This is a genomic window from Streptomyces sp. NPDC006365 (assembly GCF_042870755.1).
Lineage (GTDB): Bacteria > Actinomycetota > Actinomycetes > Streptomycetales > Streptomycetaceae > Streptomyces > Streptomyces xiangluensis.
This window is the reverse complement of sequence record NZ_JBIAHS010000003.1, coordinates 340,315-362,961: the sequence shown is the minus strand read 5'-3', so window position 1 is coordinate 362,961 and position 22,647 is coordinate 340,315. Positions and strand designations below refer to the sequence as shown.

Here is a 22,647-nt window from a genome sequence, read left to right as displayed (position 1 = left end):
CCCACCTCGTCGTACGCGGGTCCTGAGAGGCTCCTCGTCGCTCCCCCTCGCCCCCGACCGGTCAGCTCACGGGGGTTCGGAAACAGCCTCTCACGACGGTGCCGAACAGTTCGGCCGGTCCACCGTAGCGTGCGCGGGCAGGGGGAGTTGACCGGAGCGGGAGGCTGTCAGCTTCCCGTGCCGGTCCTGCCCCAGTCCGGTCCGGCCTGCGACCACGCCCGGTCCAGGCGGGCGTACCGACGCCGCACCATGCGCCACACGACCAATCGCCGGGAGCCCTCGACGAGTCCGGCGCAGATCGCTGCCGCGCCGAATCCGGCGAGCACGGCGTGAGTCGTCGCGGTGGCGGTGTCCAGGGGGCGGCCGATTATCCGGCCCTGCTCGTCGGTCCACAGCTTGAAACGGTCGCCCGGCTGCGGGGACTTGAGGGCGGCCATCACCGTGCCGTGCTGCTCGGAGCCGTCCGGGCCCCTCCAGTCGGCGAGCACACGGTTGTGCGAGTCGCGTGCCGAGGACGTCTCGGGGTCCGGGTCGAACGGGCGGCTGTCCGCCTTCTTGACGACGGTCGCCTCCACCAGGTGGCGGTCCAGCCGCTGCTGCCGTACGGACTCCTGCAGGGTGTCCTGTGCGAGTGAGCCGACCCATGCGCCGGCCACGGGGGCGGCGACCAGGATGAGCAGCAGCGCCGCAAGTGCCAGCCAGGCCTCGACGAGATCGGTCGTACGCCGCAGCGGATTGCGCCGCCAGCGCCAGAGTCCTCTGATGGCCCGCAATGTCGCACCCCCTTCCCCATCCGTGATAACCCGTCGGCGGAGCCGTCCACGCACGGGGCCGGGGAAGAGAGAGCGAAATCACCCCACATACCGGCCTTTCATGAACTTCTCACAAGACCCCAACGGGCGTGCCCGGCGCCGTGGTTCCCCACGCGAGGACCTATTTGAGGATTCTGACCGGGTCCCCGACCCGCACGGTGCCGAGGGACTCCGGCACCAGGTTCTGCCCGAAGACCAGCTTGCCGCCGAAGCGGCGGTGGCGGCCGAGTGTGCGCAGCGGTTCCCCGCCGCGCTCGGCGGTGTCCTGGTCGGTAGTGGTCACGACACAGCGCCCGCACGGCTTGGCTATCCGGAAGGCGGCCTCGCCGATGGCGATCCTCGGCCAGGCGTCCTCGGCCCAGGCTTCGGTGCCGTCGACGACCACGTTCGGCCGGAAGCGGTTCATGGGGAGCGGGCCCTCGCCGGGCCGGTCGCCGCGCGCGATCAGGGAGTTGAGGGCGTCGAGGGAGGCGACGGTGGTGAGCAGCAGGGGATAGGCGTCGGCGAAGCTGACGGTCTCGCCCGGACGCGCGTACTCCGGATCGAGGGGGCGACGGGTGGCCGGGTCGTCGAGATGCATAAGACGCACGTTGACGCCGAGATACTCGCTGAACCAGGCGTGCGCCGCGGCGTCGGCGGGAACCCCCTCCACCTTGTCGCGCGGCATCTCGACCGTCGTCGTGCCGATCGGCTCGGGCACTGCAACGGCCAGCGGTTCACAGCCGGGCCCGGACAGCAGAAGACCGCCGCCGGGCTGTGGCTCGGCGGCGGCAAGCGCAATGCGCGGATGTGAGCGCTGGGTGATGACCTTGCCCGTCTCGTCGATCAGAACCCAACGCCGGTCGCCCGCCAGGCCCCAGGGCTCCACGACGGCCTGGCGCGCGGCATGGCCCCTGGCCGCCTTGAGCGGATAGACGTGGATCGAGCGCAGCACCGAGATCGACATGAGGTCATCCTGCCAGCCGGCACTGACAACCTCCTCCGAGGGAGCCGGCCGATTGGAGCTTGACCTCAGTATCCGCCGCGGTATTGCTGCTGCTGCCCGTTGTACGGGTCCTGATACGGCGCCGGAGCCGGACGGGGAGTCGCGGGGCGCATCGCCTCGTAGCCCGTACCGCCCGCTACTGGACGCTGCGGCTGTACCGGACGCTGCGGCTGCTGGGTATGAGAGCCCGGGTAGCCACGCGGACCGGCTGTCTGCTGTTGCGGGATGTACGGCGCGGCTGCCTGCTGCAGCGGCTGGGGCTGCTGAGCCTGCGGGTAGCCGTACGACGGCGCCTGCGGCGACGGTGCGGCCGGCAGGGCGGGCAGCGCTGACGGGAGCGCGGGCAGGTGGCTGCCCGTGTCGTACGCCGAGGGGACCCGGATCGGCGCGATCTGCGGGGTACCCCGCTCAGCGACGAGCGAGTCGTAGATCGGAGTGTCCGGGAAGGAGGCGGAGTAGTAACCGCCGCCATAGGTGGAGCGGGGGGAGGTCATGGCACATAAGTTAAGCCCACGATGTGCTGGTTGGGGAGACCGATAAGAGGGTTGTTTTTCGTGTCGGCAGTGACGCGCCATCCCTAATGTGAGCGAACTTGTAAAAAAGGGACGCCGGTTGAAGTTGAGATCGTGTAAAGGCCGAGTTCCGGAAGGGTTACCGGTGAGTCGGGTGACCTTCCCGCGAACCGGGTCATGGGCGATCGCCGTTCGCTGGAATAGGTTGGCGAAGAACGACTTCATGTACTGAACTGAAGCGCGGTCCGGCGCGGAGACACCCGATGGGGGCGGACATGTCAATGCCTAAAGGTTCGAATGTTCCGGTGCCGACAGCCGGACTTCGCGTCGAATTGGGGTGGAGTTCGGGCCCCGGCGTCCCCGACGCGGATGCCTCGGCGCTGTTGCTGGTCTCCGGAAAGGTCCGGTCCGACGACGACTTCGTCTTCTTCAACCAGCCGACGCACGCGTCCGGCGCGGTGCGGCGCGAGGGCAAGAAGGATGCCGGCGGTCAGGTGACCGACACACTGATCGTCGACCTCGCGCGCGTGGAGCCCGCGATTGAGACGGTGGTGGTCGTCGCCTCCACGGACGGGGGCGCCTTCGGGCAGGTGCCCGGCCTGTACATCCGGGTCCTCGACGTCCAACAGGGCACGGAGGTCGCGCGCTTCGACAGCGAGGGCGCGACTTCCGAGACGGCCTTCGTGCTCGGGGAGTTCTACCGCCGGCAGGGCGCCTGGAAGTTCCGCGCCGTCGGCCAGGGCTACAGCAGCGGACTGGAGGGCCTGGCCACGGACTTCGGGATCACGGTGGACGAACCGCAGCAGGCGGCGCCGCCCTCATCCACGACACCGTCGCCTGCGCCTGTGACGCCACCGCCGCCCGCGCCCGTCGCCCCACCGGTCACGGCCGCGCCGCCGGCGGCACCACCGGCTGCGCCGCCCGCCCAGCCCGCCGCGCCGGTACGCCTGACCAAGGTCACGCTCACCAAGGAAACCCCGTCGGTCTCGCTCACCAAGCAGGGCGGCACCTCCGGTGCCATGCGCGTGAACCTCAACTGGCAGGTGCGCAAGCAGTTCTCGGGGTGGCGAAGCAAGCTGGGCCAAGCCGTCGCCATGCACTCCGACCTCGACCTCGACCTGTGCGCCTTGTACGAGCTCTCCGACGGAAGCAAGGGCGTCGTCCAGGCACTGGGCAACGCGTTCGGAGCGCTGCACCAGCCTCCGTTCATCCATCTCGACGGCGACGACCGCACCGGAGCCTCGGCGAGTGGCGAGAACATGAGCATCAACCTCGACCACCAGCAGTACTTCCGCCGCATCCTCATCTTCGTCACCATCTACGAAGGAGCCCGATCCTTCGCCGACCTGGACGCCACGGTGACCCTCCAGCCGCTGCACGGCGCGCCCGTCGACTTCTCGCTCGGCGAGTGCACCGTTCCCTCGACGGTGTGCGCGCTGGCGCTCATCACCAACACCGGCAGCGATCTCGTCGTCCAGCGCGAGGCCCGATTCCTGGTTCCCGAGCGCGGTGTGAGCCCACAGCGCACCGTCGACTACACCTACGGGTGGGGCATGAACTGGACCCCCGGCAGGAAGTGACCTGGCCCGGAGTGATCATTCACCGCTGCTCGGGCGCCGCGTCGGGACGGGCGTAGGTGCGGCCCTTCCAGGCCGCACCGCGCCCCCTGTGGTGCTGCACTGCGGAATCCACCGTCATCAGGAGGTACAGGAATGCGGTGAACGGGAGCAGTGGGGCGAGCAGGAGCGGCTGACGGTAGTACCGGAGCATCGGCAGGTACGTCACCGTCATCAGCAGCCACGCGAGCCCCCCGGCCACCGCCGCTCCGGAACTGCCGGCCGCCAGGCCCGCGACGAGCGCCACGGGCGGTACCAGGTAGACCACGGCGAGGCCGGCCACCGTTCCGGCCAGCAGCAGGAGACTGTGCCGCAGTTGGGCATACGCGCTGCGCGACACCATCCGCCACAGATCGTGCAGTCGCGGATACGGACGCACGCTGTCGACGTGTTCGGAAAGCCCCAGCCAGATGTGCCCACCGGAGCCCTTCACCGCCCTCGCCAGCGCCACGTCGTCGATGACCGCGTGCCGGATGGCGTCAGGGATGCGGGCCCGCTCGGCGGCGTCCGTGCGCAACAGGACGCAGCCGCCCGCCGCGGCGCCTGTCCGCGACCCCTTCACGGCGATCCGGCGGAACGGATACAGCTGCGCGAAGAAGTACACAAAGGCGGGTACCACCAGCCGCTCCCAGGCACTCTCGACCCGCAGCCGCGCCATCTGTGAGACGAGGTCGAATCCTCCGGTGCGGGCCGCGGACACCAACTCACGCAGGCTGTCCGGCGCGTGGGCGATGTCGGCGTCCGTCAGCAGCAGATATTCGGGTGTACGCGCGCGTGCCAGGCCGATTCCGTGCCGTACGGCCCAGAGCTTGCCCGTCCAGCCCGCGGGCGGCTCCCCGGGCGAGCCGACGGTCAGCGGCAGCCCGCCATGCCGCTCGGCAAGCTCGCGGGCCAGTTCCCCGGTGCCGTCCGAACTCCCGTCGTCGACCAGGAACACCTCGGCCCGCCCCGGATAGTCCTGCGCGAGGAGCGAGGGCAGACTGCGTGGCAGTACGGCGGCTTCGTCCCGCGCCGGTACGACGACGCAGACGGACGGCCAGTCCTCCGGCTCCCGGCGAGGCGGCAACCGCACATCTGTACGCCAGAAGAAACCCTGTCCCAGCAGCAGCCACAGCCAGGCGGCCAGTGATCCGGTGGCGGTCCACACAAGGGCGTTCACGGGCCGCAGTCTGCCCCACCACGAGGGGCCGTTGAGGCGGATCGTCTATGGTGACCGGGTGAAGATCGCGCTCATGGACTCCGGAATCGGACTGCTCGCGGCAGCCGCCGCGGTACGGCACCTGCGGCCCGACGCCGACGTCGTTCTGTCCTCCGCCCCGGAGAGCATGCCCTGGGGGCCGCGTACTCCCGAGGACGTGACCGAGCGCGCCCTCGCCGTCGCCGAGGCGGCGGCGGCCCACCGGCCCGACGCACTGATCGTCGCGTGCAACACCGCCTCCGTGCACGCCCTGCCCGCCCTGCGTGCCCGCCTCGAACCGGAACTGCCGGTCATCGGCACGGTTCCGGCGATCAAGCCGGCCGCAGCGGGTGGCGGACCTGTGGCGATCTGGGCCACGCCCGCCACCACGGGTAGCCCATACCAGCGCGGTCTCATCCGGGAGTTCGCCGCCGGAGTGACCGTCACCGAAGTGCCGTGTCCGGGACTCGCCGACGCGGTGGAGCAGGCCGACGAGGCCGCCGTCGACCGGGCGATCGCCGCCGCCGCGGAGCTCACCCCTCACGAGGTAAGGGCCGTCGTCCTGGGCTGCACCCATTACGAGCTGGTCGCCGAGCGCATCCGCGAGGCCGTGCAGCAGCCCGGAGGCGCCCCGCTCGTCCTGCACGGCTCGGCCGGCGCCGTGGCCGCCCAGGCGCTGCGCCGCATCGGCGAACGCCCTGCACCGGAAGCACCCGCGCGGGGCACCCTCACGGTGTTGCTCAGCGGACGGGAGGCAACCCTGCCCGCGGCCGCGCTGACGTACGACGAGGGCAGGCTGCTGCAAGCCGTCAGCCCCGCCCGCTGAACGCCTCGCAACGAACCGGACACCTGACGTCCACCCGGACCACTAACTGCCCGCAACCCGGTGCCCGCACGGCGGAACCTGAGTAGTCTCAAGGCCATGAGGCACCCCCACGGCGAAAAGGACGCTGCCGAAACTCCGCATTCCGACGTCTGGCACGGCCGCGCGACCAACCGCGTGCAGTGGCTGCTCGCCCTGGGCGGCGCCGGCTGCATGGCCCTGGGGATCGAGCTGGCCGTCGACTCGGCCTGGACGTCGGGCATCGTGCCGCTCGTCATGTCCGTGATCGGCTGCATCGCCGGAGGGCTCCTGGTCCTCTTCGGCACACTCGCGTTCGTGCATGTCGCCGTGAAGGTCGACAAGGAGTGCCTCGAAGTGCGCTGCGGTCACATTGGCCTGCCGCGCCGTCGGATTCCCCTGTCCCACATCATCGGCGCGGACTTCCTGCCCCGGGTCACCCCGCGCCACTGGGGCGGCTGGGGCTATCGCTGGCGGCCCGAGAAGGGGACCGCCGTAGTCGTCCGGCGTGGTGAGGGCTTGGTACTCCGACTCGGCGACGGCCATTCGTTCACGATCACGGTGGACAACGCCGAGGCGGCCGTACGGGTCATCCGGGCCCGCCTGGCGTCGACGACATCGCCTACGTCGACGAATCGGCGCACCGCGCTCTGACGCCGCCGCAGGTCAGGGCCCCAGCCGCCCGCTGCCGGTGAGCCCGTCCGCGTCCACCGACCTCCCCGGAACGTCGGGCCCCTCGGCCAGGGGACGGGCTGTGGCGAGCCCCGCGAGCAGTCCCGCCCCCGCCGTCACCGTAGGGAAGCTCAGCGCGTTGCCCACCGCGGCGATCGCGGCCAGAGCGGTGAGCGCGGCACCCGCGGTGAGGGCGACCGGCGTTCGGCGCGGCGTGCGCCACAGCGCGTACAGGACCCAGCCGAACACCGCCGCGAGGAGCACTGCACCGACGAGTCCCTGCTCAGCCGCCTGCTGAAAGGGCGCGGAGTACGGCTTGCCGTCCGTCGTCGGCGACTGCGTGATCGTCGGGCTCAGCTCCGGGAACCGTCCCGGTCCGACGCCCAGCCCCGGCTCCCGGTGTGCCAGATCGAGCGCGTCGCGCCACAGCTGGACGCGCTGCTGGGTGAGCTGTCCCTCCAAGGAGGAGGTCAGGCCGTCCGGCAGCACGTTCTCGGCGACGGCCCACGTCGCGCCGGTCACCAGGCCCGCGGTGAGGGCGAGGCCGGCGAGCCCCGGGCCGCGGCGCATGCGGTCGGCGGCGAGAGAGAACAGCAGTACGCCCGCACAGGCGACACAGCCCGCCGTCGAGCCCAGGAAGGCCGAGGCCACCCCGATCCCGGCGGCCAGCAGCCGCAGCCCGAGCCGCAGCGCCGGCGGGCGCGCCGCCCAGGCCGCACAGCACGCGGCCCCCGCGGACAAGGTCAGCAGAGCCGCGGTGGAGCCGGTCTGCCCGAGCGGCGAGATGACTTGCGGCCCCGGTACCGTGTTCGGGGCGGCAATCGCGAGGCCAAGACCGGCCAGCGCACCCGCGGCAGGGGCGGCGACCGGCAGGAACGACCCGCACATCCGCCCCGAGGCATAACCGGCGGCCACAGCGAGCACCGCGAGCAGCACTCCCTCGGGCCGGCCACCGTGCACCGACGCGGTGATCACGGACCAGGTCGCGCAGACCCCGAGCACTATCACGCCCGCCACGTCCGAAACGGTACGTCTGCCGTACGCCGGCACCGGCTCGGCCGACGCCATTCCCATGGACCCCACCCGTCGCCCCCCGACCCATGACGGACCCCGACCGATTGGCCGGATACGGCCGTACGTGAGGGGCTTCGGCACACCGTAACGGGTGGTGCGCCGCTTTGTGGACAAGTTGCGCAGGAACGATGCAGCTGTCAGGTGGAGCCGCCTGGCCAGGGGTGGACGGACCGCGCTGTCGGTGACCAGGTCACGCGCCGTACACTCCCCGAGTGACCGCCACAGCAACATCCGTAGACCAGCCGGAACAGCTCGGACCGCAGGCCCGGCCCGCATCGCGCGGGGCACGGCTGGCCCAGCGGTTCGGTCCGGCCGCCGTCGCGGCGCTCTCCGGAGTGCTCCTCTACGTCAGCTTCCCGCCGCGCACCCTGTGGTGGCTCGCCCTGCCGGCCTTCGCGGCCTTCGGCTGGTGCCTGCGCGGGCGCAACTGGAAGGCGGGCCTACGGCTCGGCTATCTCTTCGGCCTCGGCTTCCTGCTGCCCCTGCTCGTGTGGACCGGTGTGGAGGTCGGTCCGGGGCCGTGGCTGGCCCTCGTCGTCATCGAGGCGGTTTTCGTCGCGCTCGTCGGCGCCGGCGTCGCGGCGGTGTCGAAACTGCCCGGCTGGCCGGTGTGGGCGGCTGCGCTGTGGACCGTCGGCGAGGCGGCACGCGCACGCGTGCCGTTCGAGGGTTTCCCCTGGGGCAAGATCGCCTTCGGCCAGGCGGACGGGATCTTTCTGCCGCTCGCGGCGGTGGGCGGCACTCCGGTGCTCGGCTTCGCGGTCGTCCTGTGCGGCTTCGGGCTGTACGAGATCGTCCGTCTGGTCGTCGAAGCGCGGCGCACCCGGGTCGTACGACGTGGGGCCGCCGCCGCGGCACTGCTCAGCTTCGTACTCCCCGTAGCGGGCGCATTCGCCGCCCGCACCCTGGTCAGCGACAAGGCGGATGACGGCACCGCGACCGTCGCCGTCATCCAGGGCAACGTCCCGCGCGCGGGCCTCGACTTCAACTCCCAGCGGCGCGCCGTGCTCGACTACCACGCCCGGGAGACCGAGCGCCTGGCCGCGCAGGTCAGGGCGGGCAAGGTCGCCCAGCCGGACTTCGTGCTGTGGCCGGAGAACTCCTCCGACATCGACCCCTTCAGCAACCCCGACGCGCACGCCGTGATCGAAGCGGCCGTCAAGGCGATCGGCGCGCCCGTCTCGGTCGGCGGCGTCGTCGAGAAGGACGGCAGGCTCTACAACGAGCAGATTCTGTGGGACCCGGACAAGGGGCCCGGCGACTCCTACGACAAGCGGCAGATCCAGCCGTTCGGCGAGTACCTCCCTCTGCGCTCGCTCATCGGCGCCATCAACGAGGACTGGACCTCGATGGTGCGCCAGAACTTCAGCCGGGGCAGCGAGCCGGGCGTGTTCACCATGGCGGGCACCAAGGTCGGACTCGCGACCTGCTACGAGGCCGCCTTCGACTGGGCGGTGCGCGACACGGTCACCGACGGCGCCCGCATGATCTCCGTACCGAGCAACAACGCCACATTCGACCGCAGCGAGATGACCTACCAACAGCTCGCCATGTCCCGGGTACGCGCCGTCGAGCACAGTCGCACCGTCACCGTCCCGGTCACCAGCGGAGTCAGCGCTGTGATCATGCCCGACGGGAAGATCACACAGCGCACCGGAATGTTCGTGGCGGACTCGCTGGTCCAGGAGGTGCCGCTGCGCTCCTCGCAGACTCCCGCCACGCGTCTCGGTGAGCTTCCCGAGCTGGCGCTCGTGCTGGTCGCCGCCGCCGGTCTCGGGTGGGCTGTGACGGCGGGGGTCCGCGCCCGACGCGCCGGTGACGTGTAAGCCGTACGCCGGTCGTACGCTCCCTGGTCTCGCCGGTGTGCCGGAGCCGGGCCGTTAGGGTCGCTCCATGGCTACTCCTGACTTCATCACCGCCATCCGGGCCACCGCCGGCCGGCAACTGCTCTGGCTCCCCGGAGTCACCGCGATCGTCCTCGACGACGAGGAGAGAGTGCTTTTGGGACGTCGCTCCGACACCCGCACATGGTCGGTGATCGGCGGCATCCCGGACCCGGGCGAGCAGCCGGCGGCCTGTGCGGTACGGGAGGTCTACGAGGAGACGGCGGTGCGCTGCGTCGCCGAGCGGGTCGTCCTGGTGCAGGCCCTTGAGCCGGTCACCTACGCGAACGGTGACCTCTGCCAGTACATGGACATCACCTTCCGCTGCCGTGCCGTGGGCGGCGAGGCACGCGTCAACGACGACGAGTCGCTGGAGGTCGGCTGGTTCCCGGTCGACGCCCTGCCGGAGCTGAACGAGCACGGACTGTTCCGGATCAAGCAGGCACTGTCCGACGTGCCCACGTGGTTCGACTCCATGACCTGAGAGCAAAGTGTGGTTGAGGACCACATCGGTCGGGGCTGGGCTGCTGCCTAGATGATCTATTCCAAGGGGTTAGTGGTCGTAGGCGGTCAGTGAGCGTAGGACGGGCTGTCCGGTGTGGTCGTTGTGCCAGATCGCGGCGGTAAGCGCGAGGATGCGCTGCATGACGCGGGCGATGACACCGCCGGGTGTGCGCCCTCGGTGCTGTTCGAGATCGAGTTGGCCCTTGAAGGTCTCGTTGACCGACTCGATGACCTGTCGCAACGGCCTGAACAGGGGTGCTTCGGGCCGTTCCGGCTCGCCTTTGCGGGCGGGCCGCAGCAGCCGGATGTCCTGCTCGGCCAGTTCGTGTTCGAAGCCCCGGCCGAAGTAGTTCTTGTCTCCGATCAGCGTCTGGCCGGGCCGCGCGGTGACAAGCTCCGGTTCGGCGGCGAGGAGGTCCAGCAGGGTCTCGCGCTCGTCGGCCTTGGCCCCGGTCAGGGAGAAGGCGACGGGCAGGCCCTGGAGGGTGCATACCAGGTGCAGTCGCAGGCCCCAGAAGAAGCGGCTGTGGCTGGCGCAGTAGCCCTACTCGGCCCATCCGGCCAGGTCGGAACGTTTGACGGTCTCGCGGGAGCGGCCGCATTCCACCGGCGTGGAGTCCACGATCCACACGTCGTCGCTCCATACGGAGGTGTCGGCGGCCAGCAGTCGGATGACGCGCCGCAGCAGACCGGCGGCCTTTCGCAGCCGCTTGTTGTAGCCGGGTTGCTTGGGCAGGTACGGGAACTGTCGCAGGTGGGAGCGGGCGTGCCGGAGCCACCTGGCCTCGGAGGTGAAGCCGAGCATGGCCTGCATCATCGCCAGGGTCACCAGCTCGGCGTCGCTGAGCTGCGGCGCAATGCCCACGGCCGGCCGTCATGGCCCGAACTGCGGCGAACCCTTCAGCAGATCATCGGTCTTCACGTAGAGCGCGGTCGCGAGGGAGTCCAACTCTGTCTTCACGCACCGACATTGGACTCCCTCGCGTCGACTGAGCAGGGGGCGTGGCAACGTGGCAATCCCGGCGTGGGATACCTTCGACTACGGTGTCAGCACGATCCTGCCGAAGACCTCGCCCGCGTCCATTTTCTGGTGCGCCAGCACGGCTGCGTCCAGCGGCAGCACCTCGTGCACCACTGTTTCGATCTCGCCCCGGCTCGCTGCGGCGAACTGCTCGCTCCGCACGGCACGCCGTTCGGCTGCGGTGACGGTGGCTGCGCTGAAAGCGGCGAAGGACATCGACTTCTGGAACGCCGCCATGATCTTCGTGCCGAAGTCCGCCGGTGGCTGGCCTGCGACAGCGCCCACGGCCACCATGCGGCCGTTCGGGTTGAGCCGGTCGAAGAACGACGGCATGTCCTTGCCGGCCACCACGTCGATGATGACGTCATAACCCGCGGGAGATGGTTCCCCTCCATCGCCGGAGCGGTCCAGCACGTGGGTCGCGCCGAGGCGTCGCAGTTGCTCGCCGCGCTCGGCCGAGGAGGTGGTGACCGCCACTGCGGCGGCGGCGCCGTGAGCAGCGAGTTGCACTGTCATGATCCCGATGCTGCCGGCCGCACCACGCACCAGAACCGTCTCCCCGGGAGCGAAGTGGGCGTGGCGGAGCCCGAAGTGGGCCACCACGCCGGAGCTGCCGAGTGTCACCGCATCGACGGCGGACAGGTTCACGGGCAGGGGAACGATCTCCTCGACCGGCGCGAGGGCCTGTTCGACGTAGCCTCCGCCGGTGCCGGTGAAGGCCCACACCCGCCCGCCGATCCACGACGCGTCGACGCCGTCACCGACCGCGGTCACGGTACCCGCCACCTCGCTGCCCGGGATGTGGCCCTCCTTGAAGCCGTAGGCGGCCAGAGCCCCGCTTCTGATCACGGTGTCGACACCACCGACGCCCACCGCCTCGGTGGCTATCAGTACCTGCCCGGCAGCAGGTGCGGGTACCGGCAGGCCGACAACAGCCAGACCGTCAGGACTTCCGAACGTCTGGATCGAGATTGCCTTCAATGTGGTCTCCAGGTTCTCGGACAGCTCAAGCACGAGAGCTTCTGCGTCTGGGACGGTAATGGACGCCCCCGTCCGTTTAGCTAAAGTGAGAGTGGTGACCGACCGTTTGCCTCATACGTTGCGTTCCGACGCGCTGGACAACCGCGAACGCATCCTCGACGCGGCCCGAGCGCTGTTCTCCACCGATGGCCTGGACGTGCCGATGCGGGAGGTCGCGCGGCGTGCCGGGGTGGGACCTGCCACCTTGTACCGTCGCTTCCCGGCCAAGCAGATGCTGGTCGCCGAGGCCTTCGCGGACCAGCTGAATGCATGTCGCGCCATTGTCGACGAGGGGTGCGCCGATCCTGATCCGTGGCGTGGCCTGTGCCTGGTGATCGAGAGGATCTGTGAGCTGCACGCACGCGATCGGGGATTCACCGAAGCCTTCCTGTCGACCTACCCAGAGGTGAAGGATGTCGCCGCAGGCCGTGAGTACACGGTGAAAGCAGTCGCCGAACTGGCTCAGCGAGCCAAGGAGGCGGGGCACCTGCGGTCCGACTTCGTCCTGGACGACCTGATTCTCATACTCATGGCTAACAAGGGGATCCACGCCACATCGACCGCCAGCCAGGTCAGGGCCTCCCGACGCTTCGCAGGGTTGGCGATCCAGGCGTTCGAAGCCTGCCCTCAGCACGCACCACTACCACCAGCGGCACGGCTGGCATCCGCAGCACCGGACAGCACCTGACCGTGGGCGAGCGGTATTTACGCTCGACGCACGAACCACTGAACCCCTTGGAATAGATCATCTAGTTGTCGGGGCATGACCGCGCCCAGTGCCCTCGCAGGCCCCCACGCCCCGTCCCTCGACCTCGGCGGCTGTACCGCCCTCGTCACCGGCGCCGCGGGCGGCATCGGCCGCGCGTGCGCACTGCGGCTCGCCGCGGCCGGGGCCAAGGTGCGGGCGGTCGATCGGGAGGCCGGGGGCCTGGAAACGCTCAGCGACCAGGCCCGGGGCCTCGCCGGCACCGTCGAACCGCACGTCCTCGACCTCACCGACCTGGACGCCGCGGAGTCCGCCGCCGGGGGCACCGACGTCCTCGTCAACAACGCCGGGCTGCAACTGGTCCGCCCACTCGAGGAGTTCCCGCCCGACACCTTCCACACCGTGCTGACCGTGATGCTCGAGGCCCCGTTCCGGCTGATCCGCGGGGCACTGCCCCACATGTACGGTCAGGGGTGGGGCCGCATCGTCAATGTGTCGTCCGTCCATGGGCTACGCGCCTCCGCCTTCAAGTCGGCGTACGTAGCGGCAAAACATGGACTGGAGGGCCTCTCCAAAACCGCCGCCCTGGAAGGCGCCCTGCATATGGCGTCACCTCGAACTGTGTGAACCCCGCCTACGTGCGCACCCCACTGGTCGAGAAGTGGCTCGCCGACCAGGCCGCGGCCCACGGGATCCCCGAGGAGCAGGTGCTGACCGAGATTATGTTGCGGGACAGCGCCGTCAAGCGGCTCCTCGAACCGGAGGAGGTCGCCGAGGCCGTCGCGTACCTGTGCAGCCCGTCCGCGTCCTTCGTCTCCGGCACCTCGCTGGTCCTCGACGGTGGCTGGACCGCGCACTGACGAGAGTTGGCCGAGGGAGGTGTGGCAGGAGGACGTCCGGCTCATGCGAGCCGCGGGCGTTCGGCTCGTGAGCCTGGGCGTCTTCTCCTGGGCCATGCTGGAGCCGGCCGACGGCGAGTTCGACTTCTCATGGCTCGACGAGATCATGGACCTGCTGTGGGCGAACGGCATCCATGTCAACCTCGCGACCCCGAACGCCGCACCGCCGCCGTGGCTTGCCACGGACTTCCCCGAGATCCCGTCAGCCGACCGGCAGAGGCTGCGGCACGGCATCGGGAGCCGGGGGCACTTCTGCCCGTCCTCCCCGGTCTACCGGGACCGCGCTCGCCTGTCTGGACGCGGCCGCAACGGGCTGGGTGGCCTGGGGGGACCGTTCCCCTGGCCGTACTGCTCGACCGGGCGATGGGCACGCTGACGGAAACAGCCCCACCCCAAGAGGGCAACGGGGCTTGTCTCTGGCGGAGTTGGCCCGGCAGGCGGGGCTGGCGAAGCAGACGCTCTCGAATCTGGAGCAGGGCGCACGCAATCCCACGGGGGGACACACTGTTTCCGATCGCCATGGTCCTCGGCGTACCCGTTGCCCGGCTGGTGGCCGATTCCTCGGCGGCGAACCCCGGACCGCGCTCGGCCACTTCCGAGCGGATCCCGGCGATGCGTTGACCGACGGTCGCGGAGTGTAGGAGAGGTGTTCTCGAAGTTCCCGATGAACGCTTGGCGTTCTGTGCGGGGCGTGAACAACGACCGCCCCGCGGGGGGCGGCCCCGGCCACGTGGTTCAGGAAGCGGTGTCGTGCGCCTCGCCGAGACCGAGGAGTGCGGTGAAGCGGGCTTCGGCCCGGTCGATCTCACTGAGCTGAGTGAGGATCGAGCTGGGGGTGGAGTCACCGACCACCTTCTGCATCAGTGGGGTGCGGTCCAGGATCGCGTCCCGGACCGGTTGCAGAGCGCGCGGCGCGTGATGGAAGACCTGCCCGAGGACGTAGGCGTGCTGGGACTGCCGGGCGGTGTGCGGCTTGCGGGGGGCTTCGAAAGCGTCGAGTGCGTGGCGGACAGCGTCGTAGTCGCTCAGGTCCACCCCTGCCAGGCGGCGGCCGATGAAATAGCCGTCCTCGGTGGCCATACCGGCGCCGTACCCCGCGTACGGGGAGGTGGGATGCGCGGCGTCGCCGACGAGAGTGGCGCGGCCCTTGGACCACTGCTTCAGCGGCTTGCGGTCGCGGATCACCCAGCGCTGAACGTGCGCGGGGTCGGTCGCGGCGATCAGCTGGGGGAGCGGACGGGCGAAGGCCTGACCGAGGCTGGTCGCGTTCGAGTGCAGGTCCCCCGAGAACTCCCGCCTTGCGTCGAACGCCTCGAGTATCCACCACTGGTGGCCGTCACGTCCCTTGTCGCGGATGGCGGTCCAACTGCCCTGTACGGTGCGGGTGTGGGAGAGGACGCACATCCCGGGCTCGGTCTCGACGCTCTCGTCGAAGGTGTAGCCGCCGAAGATGTGCAGGTTGTGCTCGCGCTTGGGGCTGTCGCCCCACAGAGTGCGGCGGACCAGGGAATCGATGCCGTCCGCGCCGATCACGAGGTCCGCCTCGTGGACTCGTCCGTCCGCGAGGTGCAGTCGAACACCGCTCTCGTCCTGCTCGACGCGCTCCACCGTGTGGTTGACCCGCAGGACTCCCTTGGGCAGCGCGTCGAGCAGCCGCTCGTACAGCTCGGGGCGCAGCAGGCCGACAAAGCCACCGCCGTAGTCGCGGACAACCTGCTCCGGAAGGGCCGCGCGGACCCGGCGGCGCCCGCGGGCGTTGCGGAACTCGGACGTACAGGGCGCACCCAGGTCCTCGGTGTTCACTCCGAGCAGCCCGAGTGCCTTGATGGGTGGCGGCCACAGGTTGAGGATGTTGCCGGCGGGTCTGGCGTGCGGGTAGCGCTCGAACAGCACGACCTCGTGGCCGGCCTGGTGGACGGAGAGTGCGGCGGCCATGCCGCCGGGCCCGGCGCCGATGACGGCGACGCGGCCGCGCTGGGCGGGAAGCTTCTTCATGGTGGATTTCCTCAGCCTTGGTCGTCGTTGACCTGGTAGTTGGTGAGGGCGGGCTGCTCACATACAGGGTCGGTGCCCGGCCAGGAAGCCCTGGGTGTGCGCGTGGCCCGTGCTCGTCGAGGGGTTTTTGGGCTGTCCCAGCCCTGGTTCGGGGCCTTGGTGATCTTGAGTGTCGCCATGATCAGTGCGCGGTTCACGGGCGCGCTCGCGGGCGCCTACGGGCGCGAGGGACGGCCACCGGCTCGGCCCCGGGTACCACGGTGTTGGAGACGGTGCCGATGCCCTCGACGGTGAGGGTGACGGTGTCGCCGGGCTTGAGCGGCCGCGAGGCGGTTGGAGCGGCGGCAGCAGTCGCACCTGGGCGACGTGCGGGCCGCGCGGCACGTCCAGGCTTGCGTTGCCCGCCTCGCGCAGTGCCTCGGGACCGGCCTGGATCAGGTCGAGCAGCGTCCCCGTGCCTGGGCAGGGGTAGAGGGTGTCGTCGTCCTCGACTGTGGCGAGACGGCTGCGGCCGTGCTGTTCGTACATGGCGAAGCGCATGGCAGTCCTAGGGTGCTGGGTGGGTTGACACAGGCCGGGGGCGCGGCGGCATGGCAGGGCGGGGGAAGTGCGCCGAGCCCCCCGGGGCCAAGGGGTCAGACCGGCGGAGCGACGAAGACGCCGCGGTCGACGTCGTTGTGCATCTCCTTGGCGATCATCTCGTTCATCGGGTTGGACGTGCCCCACTGGTCGGCGTTCTCGGGCTTCGTCAGGTCGTAGATGTGCGGGTGCCAGGTGTCCTCGTCCAGCTTTTCGAGCTCGGTGGTGTACTCCACGGTGTTGCCGTGCGGGTCGAGGAAGTACGTGAAGGTGTTGTCGCCCGCCATGTGCCGCCCGGGGCCCCAGATCTTGCGGGCGCCGGAGCGCATCACGCGGCCGGAGCCGCGCATGTACTCGTCGATGCCGCGCATCTCGAAGGAGAGGTGTTGCAGGGAGGTGTGCGGGCCGCTGGCGATGGCCATGGAGTGGTGCTGGTTGCTGATCCGCATGAAGTGCATGACCTCGCCCATGTGCGGAATGCTCATCGTGTCGGACAGTCGGAAGTCGAGGTGCTGCTCGTACCAGGCGCGGGTGGCGTTGATGTCGGGGGAGTTCAGGACGACGTGCGAGAGACGGACGGGGATGGACTCCTTCTCCTCGACACGACGGTGCCGGCGCGCCTCGACGTCGGCCGAGACCTCGATGGTGCGGCCGTCGATGTCGAAGAAGCGGAAGCCGTAGCCGCCGCCGGGGGTGTCGACCTTGCCCGGCTGGGAGATCAACTGCACTCCACCCGCGAGGAGTTGCTCGGCGAGCGTGTCCACGTCGGCGGGGTTCGCCGCGCCGTAGGAGATGAGGTCGAGGCGCTTCTCCTCGGCCTTGCGGAGCCGGACGATGTACTGCTCGGGGGAGCCCTCGGCGGCCAGGAAGGAGATGCCGGAGTCCTCGGCGACCTTGGTCAGGCCCCAGACGCCGGCGTAGAAGTCGAGCTGCTTGTCGTAGTCCGGCACGGCCAGGTCGACGTGCCGCAGGTGGGTGAGCAGACGGTTGGTCATGTCGGGCTCCTCAGGTGAGACGCAGCAGCGCTGCCGCGTTGCCGCCGCGTACGGCGTGGAAGTGGGGGGCGGGCAGGTCCGTGACGTCGCGCAGACCACCGAGCGGGTCGTCGGTGCCCATGTCGAAGGGGAAGTCTGAGCCGAGCAGCACCCGGTCGGGGCCGGCCACCCGGATCAGCTCGCGCAGGACGTCCCGGTCATGGACAAGGGAGTCGAAGTACAGCCGCTTGAGGTAGCTGCTGGGCGGGTGCGCGCAGCCGCGGGTGTCGGTGCGGGCGAGCCAGGCGTGGTCGGAGCGGCCGATGTGGGTGGGCAGATAGCCGCCGCCGTGGGCGGCGACGATGCGCAACCCCGGGTGCCGGTCCAGGACTCCGGAGAAGATCAGATGGGACAGGGCGACGGCGTTCTCGGTCGGTTGGCCGACGGTGTTGGACAGGTACCACCGGTTGAGGCGCTCGTCGAGCGTGCAGCCGAAGGGGTGCAGGAAGAGGATCGCGCCGGTTTCCTCGGCCCGTGTCCAGAACGGTTCGTACGCGGGGTCGGACAGTTCGCGTCCCGGCGCGTGGCTCGAGATCTCGACACCGCGCAGGCCCAGGCCGAGGGCGTGCTCGAGGGCTTCGACGGCGAGGCCCGGGTGCTGGAGCGGGACGAGGCCGAGGCCGTGCAGCCGCTGCGGGGCCTGGGCGACGTGCTCGGCGGTGCCCTCGTTGGCCAGAGCCCACACTGTATGGGCCAGGTCCTCGTCGGCCCAGTAGTGGTAGTGCGACGGAGACGGCGAGACCAGCTGGACGTCGATCCCGGAGGCGTCCATCGCGGCGAGCCGGGCCTTGACGTCGGTCAGCCTCGGGAAGCGGTCCCGGAACATCGGGCCGCTGACGGCGATGGCCTCGGGGCCGTTGCGGCGGGCGTCGAGATCGCGGGCGGCGGCCAGCCCGGGGTGTCCGGCGACGGCCTCCTCGACCTGAGGGAGCAGGACGTGCGCGTGGACGTCGATCGTGGGTGCGCTGTTCTGGGAACTCACGGGGTTCACGGAGTTCACGGGGTCTCCTTCAGGACGGACATCGTGCGGCCCATCAGACCGGGTGCGTCGGCGTCGCGGACGCCGTCCAGCTGCCACTGACCGAGTTGCACGGATGCTTCGACCACCATGCGGACACGGTCGATCCGGCGTTCGTAGAAGCCGGTCAGCAGGGCGTCGAGGGAACTCCAGTCCTGCTCCTCACTCAGCATCTCGGCCAGTACGGAGGCGTCCTCCAGCGACATGGCCGCGCCCTGGGCGAGCGTGGGAGGACAGACGTGGGCCGCATCACCGATCAGGACGACCCGGCCGCGGTGCCAGGAGCCCTCGACGAGCAGCCGCTCGAACCAGGTGTAGTTGACCTCGGCCGGGTCGGTGATGCTCGCGGCGATCTCCGGCCACGCACCCCCGTAGGGCGCGGCCAGCCGCCGCATCTCGTCCGCGTACGAGGCCGGGTCGATGGAGGCGCGGTCGCGGTTGGCCTCGACGAGGTAGGCGTAGAGGGTGTTCTTGCTGGTGGGGCAGTAGCCGGCGATGTAGCAGGTTCCGCCGTAGGACAGGTTCATGCGCTCCACGCCCTCGGGGCGGGGCCCGGGGACGCGCCAGATGGCCATGCCGGTCGGTTCGGGTTTGTCGCTGATGCCGATCATCGCGCGCGTGCGGGAGCTGACGCCGTCGGCGGCGATGACAAGGTCGTAGCGGCCCTCGGTGCCGTCGCTGAACCGGGCGGTGACGCCGGACGCGTCCTGGATCAGTTCCTCGGCGGTGGTGCCAAGACGTATCGTCGCGCCGCTCTCGAGAACGGCCTCACACAGAATCTCCTGGAGCCGGGGCCGCTGCATGCCGAAGATCGGGGGCAGGTCGTCCCCACCGGTGCGGATGTCCTGCTGGACATGGAACACGGTCCCGTCGGGCGCGGCCAGGCCGACGGCGTCGACGGCGTAGCCGCTCTCCCGGACCTTGTCCCATACGCCCACTGCGCGCAGTACGCGCAGCGCGTTGCCCTGGAGGGTGATGCCGGAGCCGAGCACGTTCCAGTTGGGCTTGGCCTCGATGAGTTCCACGGCGATGCCCGCCCGCTGCAGCAGCACGGTCGCGGCGTTGCCGGACGCGCCGCCGCCTATGACGAGGACGGTGCTGGGGCGGGTGTCGTTCATGGGTTCTCCCTGAGATGGTGCCGCGCGACTTCGAGCGGCAAGGGGGTGTTGCGGGTCGGGCGGGCGAGGGTGGCGTAGCCGTCCGGGCGCGGCCCGCCCGGCAGTCCAGGGCGTTACTTGACGGCGATGGGATTCACCGGTGAGCCGACGGAGCCGGTGATGGGCAGTGGCGCGGCGGTGAGCCAGAACGCGTACCGGCCGTCGGCGGCGCAATGTGTGGCGAGGGCGTCGAGGTCCCACATCTCCCCGATGAGCAGACCGATGTGGGGGATGGCGACCTGGTGCAGCGGCTGGAAGGCGTGGTCGAACTCGTTGGGCCGAACCTCGAAGCCCCAGGTGTCGGTGGCGATCCCGGCGATCTCGCTCCGGTGCAGCCAGCCGGCCGTACTGAAGCTCAGCCCCGGCGCCGGTCCGCCCGCGTAGTCGCCCCAGCCTTCGTGACGGGCGCGGGCCAGCCGCCCGGTACGCACGAGGACCAGGTCGCCACGACCGACGGTCACGCCGTGCGAGGCGGCGGTTGCGGTCAGGTGCTCCTCGGTGATGGCGAAGCCGTCGGGCAGTTCGCCGTCCTGGCCGATGACCAGGCCCACGTCGAGGAGGACGCCCCGCCCGGCGACGTGCGGTGCCATGTGCTCGATGCCGGTGACCAGGTCGCCTTCGGAGGTGACGACCTTCTCCGCCGGGCGTCCGTTCCACGCCTTGCCGTGATCGAAGATGTGCCCGAGCCCGTCCCATTGGGTGGAGCACTGCAAGGGCATGGCGATCACGTCATCGGCGCCACCGAAACCGTGCGGAAAGCCCTGACCGCCCAGAGCGGCGTCGGTGCCGGTGGCGAGCATCGTGTGCACCGGGTTGGTACGCCGCCGCCAGCCTTTCTGCGGGCCGTCCATGTCGAAGGCCTGTGACAAGGAGAAACTGACGCCGTCGCGGATTTGGGCTGCGCCCTCGCGGCGCTTGGCCTCGTCGAGGAAGTTGAGCGTGCCGAGCACGTCGTCCTCGCCCCAGCGGCCCCAGTTCGAGTACGCCTTGGCGGCCTCGGCGATCGCCCCCTCGGGATCCGTACGGTCGATACGACCGGCGCTCATCTGGCTCATCTGGCGCATCGGGCCTCCTCCGCGACACAGCGGGTGCGCTGGGCGCCGAGCCCCGTGACCGAGCCGTCCATCACGTCGCCGTCGCGCAGCAGCCGGCCCCAGTGGATGCCGTTGCCGGCCGGGCTGCCGGTAAGGACGAGGTCGCCGGGGAGCAGTCGGGCGGTCTGGGAGATGTATGAGATCAACCGTGCGACGTCGAAGATCATGTCCTTGGTGGACTCGTCCTGCATGGTCTCCCCGTTGAGTTTCAGGGTGACCTGTAGATCGGACGGGTCGGTGATGGAGTCGGCCGGGACGATCCACGGGCCGAGCGGGGTGAAGCCGGGGGCGTTCTTGCTGCGCAGCCAGTCGGTGCCGATCGGGGGCATGTCCCGGCGGAAGACGGTCGCGCGGTCGGTCAGGTCGTTGGCGATGGTGTAGCCCGCGACGTGATCCAGGGCTTCGTCCACGGTGACCCGGTAGGCGGGGCGGGAGATCACCGCGGCCAGTTCCAGTTCCCAGTCGGGCTTCTGGGCACAGGCGGGCAGTACCACGTCGTCGTAGGGGCCGCTGATCGTGGTCGGCAGGCCGATGAAGACGTACGGGAGGTCCTCGGCGGCCCGCTTGTCCATGACCGCCGCGACCTCGGCGCGGGCCTCCTCGACGGTGCGCGGGTCGTCCGGGGCGCGGTGTGCGACCGCCAGGTCGATCACGTGCTGCCGGTAGTTGGCGCCGGACTGGAAGATCTGCCGGGGCTCGACGGGCGCGTGCACCGTCATCTCCGTCAGCGGCCGCCAGTCGCGCGCCGGGTCCCCGGCAAGGGTGTGCAGCCGCGGCAGCTCCTCGTCCCAGCGCTCCAGAAGCGTGAGCGTGGTCAATGCGGGTTCGTCCAGCGCCGTACGCAGGTCGAGCGCTCGGCCGTCCGGCGTCACGAGGCTCGGGAACCTGGTCTCGCCCGGTGCCGAGAGGGTGCCGATGGCGAACGGTCCGGAGAAGGGGGTGAAGGGTGCCGACGTGGCTGCGGATGTCACGGAGATTTCCTCCCGATTGCGGTGCCACTAATCTGGCCCGTAGATTGCAATCAGGGAAATCGATTTCCTGTATATAAGAATCCAGCCGGTGAATACCGATGGTGCCGGCTCCGGAATTGGGATGCTTCGTGAACTTGGCCAGCCTGGACCTCAACCTGGTCGTTGCCCTGCGCGCCCTCCTGCAGGAGCGCAACGTCACCAGGGCCGGCCGGCGCATCGGGCTCAGTCAACCAGCGATGAGCGCGGCCCTGGCCCGGCTGCGCCGCCACTTCGACGACGACCTGCTCGCCCGGGTGGGCGGAGGGTACGAACTGACCGCCCTCGGGCAGGCCCTCCTCGACCGAACCACCACCGCATGCGACCTGCTGGAGCGCGTCTTCGCCAGTCAGGCCGAATTCGACCCCTCCCGCGAGGAACACGAGTTCACGCTGATCGCCTCGGACTATGCGGTTGCCGTATTCGGCACCGAACTCGCCCGCACCATCCAAGCCGAGGCACCAGGCATCCGGCTCAGGTTCAAACAGGTACCGAACGAATTCATCGACAGCACCGGGTCGCTGCTCAGCACCGTGGACGGGCTACTGCTGCCACACGGCATCATTCGCGGCTTCCCCACGGTCGAGCTCTACCAGGACAGCTGGGTCTTCCTAGTCGCGGACGACAACCCGGAGGTCGGCGAGCAGCTCACCCTCGACGACCTGGCCCGGCTCCCGTGGGTGACGTACCAACGAGCCTACGACGCCCCCGCCGCCCGCCAGATCGCCATGCTCGGCATCGAGCCGCGCGTGGCGGTCTCCGTCGACAGTTTCCAGCTGATGCCACTCCTGGTCGCAGGCACCCGCCGGGTAGCTCTCCTTCAAAGGCGTCTCGCCGACGAGCTGGACGGACTCGCATCCGTCCGCATCATGGAACCGCCCTATGACGCCGTGCCGATCCAGCAGGCCTTGTGGTGGCATCCGGTCCACATGCACGACGCGGCGCACATGTGGCTGCGGGAGACGACGGCCCGGGTCGCCGAGGCCGTGGAGGCAGGGCGGCCCACGGTCTCCAGTCCGCCGAGTTGAGGAGGGGCTGGGC

22 protein-coding genes and 3 pseudogenes are annotated in these 22,647 nt (G+C 70.0%); 10 read left to right on the top strand and 15 right to left on the bottom strand.

The features are described 5' to 3' along the window. Positions 1–167: 167 nt before the first annotated feature. From ACFYO0_RS10885 to ACFYO0_RS10875, 3 genes are all read right to left on the bottom strand, one after another. Positions 168–773 (bottom strand): hypothetical protein, encoded by a 606-nt coding sequence (locus ACFYO0_RS10885; RefSeq protein ID WP_388673426.1) that lies wholly within the window; start codon positions 771–773, stop codon positions 168–170. A 160-nt stretch (positions 774–933) separates the two neighbouring features. Further along, entirely contained in the window at positions 934–1,758 is an 825-nt protein-coding gene (locus tag ACFYO0_RS10880) for an MOSC domain-containing protein (RefSeq protein ID WP_388673425.1), read from the bottom strand. A gap of 65 nt (positions 1,759–1,823) precedes the next feature. Beyond that, positions 1,824–2,291, bottom strand: coding sequence for a DUF6643 family protein (locus tag ACFYO0_RS10875; protein WP_388673423.1), 468 nt, complete (start codon positions 2,289–2,291; stop codon positions 1,824–1,826). Between the two features lie 299 nt (positions 2,292–2,590). Between ACFYO0_RS10875 and ACFYO0_RS10870 the strand changes: the two genes are divergently transcribed. Further along, entirely contained in the window at positions 2,591–3,889 is a 1,299-nt protein-coding gene (locus ACFYO0_RS10870; RefSeq protein WP_388673421.1) for a TerD family protein, read from the top strand. Between the two features lie 19 nt (positions 3,890–3,908). Here the strand turns inward: ACFYO0_RS10870 and ACFYO0_RS10865 are convergent, their stop codons facing one another. Then, positions 3,909–5,084: a glycosyltransferase gene (locus ACFYO0_RS10865; protein ID WP_388673419.1), complete on the bottom strand. Its 1,176-nt coding sequence runs from the start codon at positions 5,082–5,084 to the stop codon at positions 3,909–3,911. Positions 5,085–5,142: 58 nt separating this feature from the next. On the opposite strand from ACFYO0_RS10865, the gene ACFYO0_RS10860 reads away from it, so the two are divergent. Together ACFYO0_RS10860 and ACFYO0_RS10855 are read left to right on the top strand one after the other, a co-directional pair. Continuing rightward, positions 5,143–5,928, top strand: a complete 786-nt coding sequence (locus ACFYO0_RS10860; RefSeq protein ID WP_388673417.1) for a glutamate racemase — start codon at positions 5,143–5,145, stop codon at positions 5,926–5,928. A 96-nt stretch (positions 5,929–6,024) separates the two neighbouring features. Then, on the top strand, positions 6,025–6,597 hold the full coding sequence (locus ACFYO0_RS10855) for a hypothetical protein (RefSeq protein ID WP_388673415.1): 573 nt from the start codon (positions 6,025–6,027) through the stop codon (positions 6,595–6,597). A gap of 12 nt (positions 6,598–6,609) precedes the next feature. Here the strand turns inward: ACFYO0_RS10855 and ACFYO0_RS10850 are convergent, their stop codons facing one another. Further along, entirely contained in the window at positions 6,610–7,683 is a 1,074-nt protein-coding gene (locus ACFYO0_RS10850; RefSeq protein WP_388674230.1) for an O-antigen ligase family protein, read from the bottom strand. Between the two features lie 218 nt (positions 7,684–7,901). Here ACFYO0_RS10850 and lnt point away from each other — a divergent pair, with 218 nt between their 5' ends. Continuing rightward, a complete protein-coding gene (lnt, locus tag ACFYO0_RS10845; RefSeq protein ID WP_388673413.1) occupies positions 7,902–9,515 on the top strand; it encodes an apolipoprotein N-acyltransferase in 1,614 nt (537 codons plus the stop codon). A gap of 67 nt (positions 9,516–9,582) precedes the next feature. Then, positions 9,583–10,056, top strand: a complete 474-nt coding sequence (locus tag ACFYO0_RS10840) for an NUDIX domain-containing protein (protein WP_388673411.1) — start codon at positions 9,583–9,585, stop codon at positions 10,054–10,056. A gap of 69 nt (positions 10,057–10,125) precedes the next feature. Here the strand turns inward: ACFYO0_RS10840 and ACFYO0_RS10835 are convergent. Then, positions 10,126–11,037 (bottom strand): annotated as a pseudogene (locus ACFYO0_RS10835) (IS982 family transposase). A gap of 78 nt (positions 11,038–11,115) precedes the next feature. Continuing rightward, entirely contained in the window at positions 11,116–12,078 is a 963-nt protein-coding gene (locus ACFYO0_RS10830) for a zinc-binding dehydrogenase (protein ID WP_388674228.1), read from the bottom strand. A gap of 94 nt (positions 12,079–12,172) precedes the next feature. On the opposite strand from ACFYO0_RS10830, the gene ACFYO0_RS10825 reads away from it, so the two are divergent. The 4 genes and pseudogenes from ACFYO0_RS10825 to ACFYO0_RS10810 all read left to right on the top strand — a co-directional run bounded on the left by ACFYO0_RS10825 (position 12,173) and on the right by ACFYO0_RS10810 (position 14,363). Next, complete coding sequence (locus ACFYO0_RS10825; RefSeq protein WP_388673409.1) at positions 12,173–12,805, top strand: TetR/AcrR family transcriptional regulator; 633 nt, start codon at positions 12,173–12,175, stop codon at positions 12,803–12,805. A gap of 75 nt (positions 12,806–12,880) precedes the next feature. Beyond that, positions 12,881–13,683: pseudogene (locus tag ACFYO0_RS10820) on the top strand (3-hydroxybutyrate dehydrogenase). After that, on the top strand, positions 13,664–14,098 hold the full coding sequence (locus ACFYO0_RS10815; protein ID WP_388673407.1) for a beta-galactosidase: 435 nt from the start codon (positions 13,664–13,666) through the stop codon (positions 14,096–14,098). The pseudogene ACFYO0_RS10820 and the gene ACFYO0_RS10815 overlap by 20 nt, the downstream one beginning before the upstream one ends. Further along, on the top strand, positions 14,040–14,363 hold the full coding sequence (locus tag ACFYO0_RS10810) for a helix-turn-helix domain-containing protein (protein WP_388673405.1): 324 nt from the start codon (positions 14,040–14,042) through the stop codon (positions 14,361–14,363). Before ACFYO0_RS10815 ends, ACFYO0_RS10810 begins: the two co-directional genes overlap by 59 nt. A gap of 94 nt (positions 14,364–14,457) precedes the next feature. On the opposite strand, the gene ACFYO0_RS10805 is transcribed toward ACFYO0_RS10810, so the two are convergent. The 8 genes and pseudogenes from ACFYO0_RS10805 to ACFYO0_RS10770 form a co-directional block, all read right to left on the bottom strand. Next, the gene (locus ACFYO0_RS10805; protein ID WP_388673403.1) at positions 14,458–15,717 is read right to left on the bottom strand and encodes an FAD-dependent oxidoreductase; all 1,260 of its coding nucleotides are present in this window, start codon (positions 15,715–15,717) and stop codon (positions 14,458–14,460) included. 11 nt (positions 15,718–15,728) lie between these two features. Continuing rightward, on the bottom strand, positions 15,729–15,914 hold the full coding sequence (locus tag ACFYO0_RS10800; RefSeq protein WP_388673401.1) for a hypothetical protein: 186 nt from the start codon (positions 15,912–15,914) through the stop codon (positions 15,729–15,731). Next, positions 15,911–16,039: pseudogene (locus ACFYO0_RS10795) on the bottom strand (hydroxylase); the annotation flags it as partial. The pseudogene ACFYO0_RS10795 and the gene ACFYO0_RS10800, both read right to left, overlap by 4 nt. A gap of 313 nt (positions 16,040–16,352) precedes the next feature. Next, entirely contained in the window at positions 16,353–17,291 is a 939-nt protein-coding gene (locus ACFYO0_RS10790) for a VOC family protein (protein ID WP_388673399.1), read from the bottom strand. A gap of 10 nt (positions 17,292–17,301) precedes the next feature. Then, positions 17,302–18,330, bottom strand: a complete 1,029-nt coding sequence (locus ACFYO0_RS10785; protein ID WP_388673397.1) for an amidohydrolase family protein — start codon at positions 18,328–18,330, stop codon at positions 17,302–17,304. Next, positions 18,327–19,466, bottom strand: a complete 1,140-nt coding sequence (locus ACFYO0_RS10780) for an FAD-dependent oxidoreductase (protein ID WP_388673395.1) — start codon at positions 19,464–19,466, stop codon at positions 18,327–18,329. Before ACFYO0_RS10780 ends, ACFYO0_RS10785 begins: the two co-directional genes overlap by 4 nt. Before the next feature lie 113 nt (positions 19,467–19,579). Next, complete coding sequence (locus tag ACFYO0_RS10775) at positions 19,580–20,560, bottom strand: cyclase family protein (protein ID WP_388674226.1); 981 nt, start codon at positions 20,558–20,560, stop codon at positions 19,580–19,582. After that, entirely contained in the window at positions 20,557–21,570 is a 1,014-nt protein-coding gene (locus ACFYO0_RS10770; RefSeq protein ID WP_388673393.1) for a fumarylacetoacetate hydrolase family protein, read from the bottom strand. Before ACFYO0_RS10770 ends, ACFYO0_RS10775 begins: the two co-directional genes overlap by 4 nt. A gap of 128 nt (positions 21,571–21,698) precedes the next feature. Between ACFYO0_RS10770 and ACFYO0_RS10765 the strand changes: the two genes are divergently transcribed. Beyond that, a complete protein-coding gene (locus ACFYO0_RS10765) occupies positions 21,699–22,634 on the top strand; it encodes a LysR family transcriptional regulator (protein WP_388673391.1) in 936 nt (311 codons plus the stop codon). The last annotated feature ends 13 nt before the right edge of the window (positions 22,635–22,647 follow it).